Origin of the sequence: Curtobacterium sp. B18 (assembly GCF_000333375.1) — a bacterium.
GTDB lineage: Bacteria > Actinomycetota > Actinomycetes > Actinomycetales > Microbacteriaceae > Curtobacterium.
The window spans coordinates 1-4,851 of the sequence record NZ_BACZ01000153.1 but is presented as its reverse complement, the minus strand read 5'-3'; the positions used below and the strand labels follow the sequence as shown (position 1 = coordinate 4,851).

4 protein-coding genes and 1 pseudogene are annotated in these 4,851 nt (G+C 73.6%); 2 read left to right on the top strand and 3 right to left on the bottom strand.

The genetic code is table 11. The features are described from left to right. The 3 genes and pseudogenes from I5E_RS04265 to I5E_RS04255 all read right to left on the bottom strand — a co-directional run. Window positions 1-235, bottom strand: a pseudogene (locus tag I5E_RS04265) (UbiA family prenyltransferase); the annotation flags it as partial. Window positions 236-260: 25 nt separating this feature from the next. After that, window positions 261-1,847 (bottom strand): long-chain-fatty-acid--CoA ligase, encoded by a 1,587-nt coding sequence (locus I5E_RS04260; RefSeq protein WP_022905902.1) that lies wholly within the window; start codon window positions 1,845-1,847, stop codon window positions 261-263. Between the two features lie 74 nt (window positions 1,848-1,921). Beyond that, complete coding sequence (locus tag I5E_RS04255) at window positions 1,922-2,839, bottom strand: DMT family transporter (RefSeq protein WP_022905901.1); 918 nt, start codon at window positions 2,837-2,839, stop codon at window positions 1,922-1,924. A gap of 70 nt (window positions 2,840-2,909) precedes the next feature. Between I5E_RS04255 and I5E_RS04250 the strand changes: the two genes are divergently transcribed. After that, a complete protein-coding gene (locus I5E_RS04250) occupies window positions 2,910-3,758 on the top strand; it encodes a LysR family transcriptional regulator (RefSeq protein WP_022905900.1) in 849 nt (282 codons plus the stop codon). A gap of 34 nt (window positions 3,759-3,792) precedes the next feature. Then, on the top strand, window positions 3,793-4,620 hold the full coding sequence (locus I5E_RS04245; RefSeq protein ID WP_022905899.1) for a fructosamine kinase family protein: 828 nt from the start codon (window positions 3,793-3,795) through the stop codon (window positions 4,618-4,620). The last annotated feature ends 231 nt before the right edge of the window (window positions 4,621-4,851 follow it).

The window sequence follows — 4,851 nt, the reverse complement described above, 5'->3', positions numbered from 1 at the left end:
CGGGCTTGTCCGACCGGCCCACCGCCCCGTCGCGTTCGGCGTCGATCCAGTCGTTGGCGAGCCCGATCGAGAGCTGCCCGGCGACGACCGTCAGCGCGACGAAGAGCACGGTCCACCAGGCGTGGCCGACCGCGACGGCGATCACCGTCGCGAGGACGGTCACGGTGACGGTCGGCCCCGGGTGCGACGAGGCGAACAGCAGGCGTGCGGTCGAGGCCCTGCCGGTGTCGCTCACGTGGCCAGGGTACGCACGGCCGCCGTCAGGACCCCGTCCGGACCTCGGTGCCGAACCGCTCGACGAGCTCGCGCTTGAGGATCTTCCCGCTCGGGCCGAGGGGCAGCGCGTCGAGCACGTGCACGGCCCGGGGGTACTTGTACGCGGCGATCTCGGCCGCGACGAAGTCGATCAGCTCCTCGGGTGTCGCGGTCGCACCGGCGCGGAGCACCACGGCGGCCTCGACCTCCTGCCCGTGCAGCTCGTGCGGCACGCCGAACACCGCGGCCATCGTGACGTCGGGGTGGGTGGCGAGGACCTCCTCCACCTGCCGCGGGTACACGTTGTAGCCGTTCCGGATGATCATGTCCTTCGTCCGGTCGACGATCGTGAGGTACCCGTCGTCGTCCTTCGTGCCGAGGTCGCCCGTGCGGAACCACCCGTCGACGATCGCCTCGGCGGTGTCCTCGGGACGATCGAGGTACCCGTTCATGAGGTTGTGCCCTCGGATCACGAGCTCGCCGATCTCGCCGTGCGGCAGCATGACGATCGCGTCGTGCTGCTCCGGGTCGGCGATCTCGACGTCGACGCCCCACACCGGGGTGCCGATCGTGCCGGGGCGCGGCGGCGTCCCGACGTGGTTGAACGTCGCCACCGGCGAGGTCTCGGTGAGGCCGTAGCCCTCGTGGATCGGCGCGTCGTAGACGTCCTGGAAGCGCTCGAGGACCGCGAGGGGCAGCGAGGCACCGCCGGAGATCGCGTACCGCAGCGCCGGGCGGTCTTCGGAGCGGGTGGCGGCGTCGAGGAGCGCCATGTACATCGTCGGGACGCCCATGAAGACGCCGCACCCGTGCTCGACCATCGCGGCGAGCGCGGTGTCCCCGTCGAACTTCGGCAGCATCACGATCGTCGCGCCGACGCGGAAGCCGGTGTTCATCGTGCAGGTCTGCCCGAAGGTGTGGAAGAGCGGGAGTGCCCCGAGGAGGACGTCGCCGCGGTGCATGTCGAACGTCGTCATCAGGTTCGTGTTGACCTGTTCGAGCAGCGAGAAGTGCGACCCCTCGGCGCCCTTGGGCTTGCCGGTGGTGCCGCTCGTGTACAGGATCGTCGCGGTGTCGAACGGGTGCCGCGGGACGTAGGTGTCGAGGGGTTCCGCCTGCTGGGCGAGCGCTTCGAGCCGGTCGTGGCCGGTGCCGGGCTGCTCGTCGGAGGGCGGCGGCGCGAGCACGGTCAGCACCTCGACGCCGGCGAGCTCGGCCCCGGCCGCCCCCTCGCCGATGAGCGGCGCGGCGCAGACCAGCAGACTCGCGCCGCTGTCGCGCAGGACGTACTCGATCTCGCGGCGTTTCAGGAGCGCGTGCACGGGGACGGCCACGGCACCGAGCGCGAGGGTCGCGTAGTAGACGCGGGGGAAGTCCTCGACGTTCGGGACGAGCATCGCGACCCGGTCGCCGGCGCCGACGCCGCGGGCCCGGAGTGCCCCGGCGTAGGCGAGCGTCTGGCTCCAGAGCTCGGCGTACGTGGTGCGCCGGTCGCCGACGATCACGGCGACGTCGTCCGGGTACCGCGAGGCGGACTCGGAGAGGATCGCTGCCACCGAGGCGGTCGCGCTGGTGTGGTGGGTGGCGGTCATGACCGTGCTCCGTCTCGTCGGCGAGTGCGTGGCCCGATCCTACGGCGGCCGTCCGCCGTGGACCCTGCCCCCGTTCAGGCGGCGGCGCGGTCCGGGGTCCGCGCGGCTCGCCGACGTCGACCGGCCACGCCGGAGGCCAGCGCGATGCCGAACAGCACCACGAGGCCGCCGACCGGTTCGTTCCACCGCACGTGCTCCCCGAGGACGAGCACGCCGAGCACCACCCCGACGACCGGTGTCAGGTAGGTGACCGTCGAGGCGCGACCCGCTCCCCACGCCTGCACCAGCCGGGTGTTCCACGCGTAGGCCAGCCCTGTGCCGACGCAACCGAGCGCGACCATCGCGCCCACGATCCTCCAGTCCAGCCGTACCGGACCGGTGGCGATGACGGGCGCGACCAGCAGGAGCAGCCCGGAGGCGAGCGTCAGCTGCACCGTCGCGAGCGTGACCGGGTCGTACGCGCTGCCGACCGCCACCCGTCGCAGGTAGGCGAGGCCGATGCCGTAGCAGGCGGTCATCCCGAGCAGCGCGACCTGCCCGGGCACACTCGCGAGGACCTCCGGGTCGCCGATGACGTTCCACGGCCCGACCAGCACGAGGACGCCGACGATCCCCAGCACGATGCCGGCGACCTGACGGCCGCGGAGCCGCTCGGACGGCACGAGCACGGCGAGCGCCGCCAGCGTCATGATGGGCGTCGTCGCGTTGTAGATGCTCGCGAGTCCGGACGGCACGGTCTGCTCCGCCCACGCCATGAGCGACGACGGGACGGCGTTGAGGAACACGGAGACGACGAGCAGGTGCCCCCAGACCCGTGGCTCGCGCGGCCACCGGCGGCGGGTGGCGACGAGGACCGCGACGAGCGTGAGCGCGCCGAGGACGGTGCGCACCGTCGCGACCTGCTGCGGCGCGAGGCCGTCGAGCCCGATCTTCGCGAAGAGGAAGCTCGACCCCCAGGTCAGTGCCACGAGCAGGTAGAGGACCGCGTTCATGTGGCCTAGTGTCGACATCCACGGCGCATGCGGCAAACGCATGGCGCTCATGACCGGATGAGGAAGACGCATGACCGTCTCGTTCCCCCAGCTGCGCGCGTTCGTCGCCACCGTCGACGCCGGATCGTTCACGGGCGCGGCCGCCGCCCTCGGCGTCGGGCAGTCGGCCGTCTCGCACGCCGTCGCAGGGCTGGAGCGCGAGGTCGGTGGTCCGGTGGTCCGGCGCGGTGCGGCCGCGGTAACGACTCCGCTCGGCGACCGGCTGCTGGCACACGCCCGCAGCGTGCTCGCCTCCGTCGAGGCCCTGGAGGAGGTGGTCCGGCCCGCCACGGCGCGCGGCACCGTGCGCCTCGCCGCCGTCCCCACGGTGTGCCAGGGCCTGCTGCCGCGGCTCCGCGAGCTGTGGGCGGTGACGCTGCCGGACGTCGACGTGCAGGTCTACGAGGGCGACGACGACGAGATGCCCGAGTGGCTCGAGGCCGGGACGGTCGACGCCGCCGTGCTCGTCGACCCGTCCCCGCTGCCGCCAGGAGGCGTGGTCGTCGCCGAGGACGAGATGGCCGCCGTGGTCCGGCGGGACCATCCGCTGGCCGACCTCCCCGCACTGACCCTCGACGACCTGCACGAGGACGGTCTGGTCGCGGGTGGCGGCGGGTGCGAGCACCAGATCCAGCGGCTGCACGAGCTCGACGGGCAGCCGTTCCGGTACGCCCACCGCGTCCGCGAGATGAGCACGATGTTCGGGATGATCGAGCGGGGCGAGGGGGTGTCCATCGTGCCGACGCTCGGCCGGGTGATGCTGCCGCCGGACCTCGTCATGGTGCCGATGGCCCGGCGGCTGGCGCGGACGCTGGTGCTGAGCGGACCGACGTCCAGGGCGTGGCACCCGCTCGCGAAGGCGCTCGTCGACGCGGTCTGAGGCGGAGTCGAGGCGGCTTCGGCAGGATGGGGCGATGGCCGCGACGCACGTGAAGACCTTCGCCTCCCCCGACGAGGCCGCCGCCGAGGCAGCCGGCCTGGGCTGGCTCGCCGAGGCCGAACCGGACGGCGGCACCCGGATCGCCCGTGTGCTCGGTCGACCGCGCCCGACGGTCCTCGACCTCGAGCTGATCCCGGACGGCTCCCCGTCCACCCGGCAGGCCGAGCGCTTCGGTCGCTCCCTCGCGCACACGCACGCGGCCGGCGCCGAGCACTGGGGTGCGCCGCCGCCCGGCTGGCCGACGGGCACGCCGCTCCGCATGGGACGCTCCCGCACGCCGTTCGTCGACGCCGCACACGCACCGGCCGCGTGGGGCGAGTTCTTCGCCGAGTACCGGATCCGCGACTTCGTCCGCCGCATCGTCGATGCCGGCGGGTTCGACCACGCCCAGGCCGCGGTGTTCGACCGGGTCGCCGACCGGGTGCAGGACGGCACCCTCGGGTCCCCGCAGCCGGCGCTCGTCGGGGACCGTGCGGCGCGGCTGCACGGAGACCTCTGGGCGGGCAACGTGCTCTGGCCGACCGACGCGGACCCGGTCGACGGGACGACACCGACGGGCGCGGTGCTCATCGACCCGATCGCGCACGGCGGGCACGCCGAGACGGACCTGGCGCTCCTCGGGCTGTTCGGGCTCCCCCGGCTCGAGGCCGTCCTCGCCGCGTACGACGCCGAGTCGCCGCTCGCCGCCGGGTGGCAGGAGCGCGTCGCGCTGCACCAGCTCGCGCCGCTGCTGCTGCACGTGTTCCTGTTCGGGGGCTCGTACACGGGTGCGGCCCTGCGCGCGGCCGAGCGGTACGCCTGACCGCGCGCGGGTGCTTGTCGCGCACCGTGCCGGTTCGCTCATCCCGTGCGAGTTCGCTCGCGCCGTGCCAGTTCGCTCGCCCCGTGCCGGTTCGCTCACCCCGTGCGAGGTTGCCCGCCCCGTGCTCCGCTACAACCCCGCACCGAGCGGGCAGCACCGCACCCGCCGAACAACCCCGCACCGTGCCGTCCGGCAAGGCGACCCCGCCGCCGGACACTTCCCGGCGCCGCA

What these genes read in the sequence shown, in the direction of transcription:
- I5E_RS04250 (WP_022905900.1), top strand. Translation starts at nt 2,910, where the DNA reads ATGACCGTCTCGTTCCCCCAGCTGCGCGCGTTCGTCGCCACCGTCGAC.
- I5E_RS04245 (WP_022905899.1), top strand. Translation starts at nt 3,793, where the DNA reads ATGGCCGCGACGCACGTGAAGACCTTCGCCTCCCCCGACGAGGCCGCC.
- I5E_RS04260 (WP_022905902.1), bottom strand. Translation starts at nt 1,847, where the DNA reads ATGACCGCCACCCACCACACCAGCGCGACCGCCTCGGTGGCAGCGATC.
- I5E_RS04255 (WP_022905901.1), bottom strand. Translation starts at nt 2,839, where the DNA reads ATGAACGCGGTCCTCTACCTGCTCGTGGCACTGACCTGGGGGTCGAGC.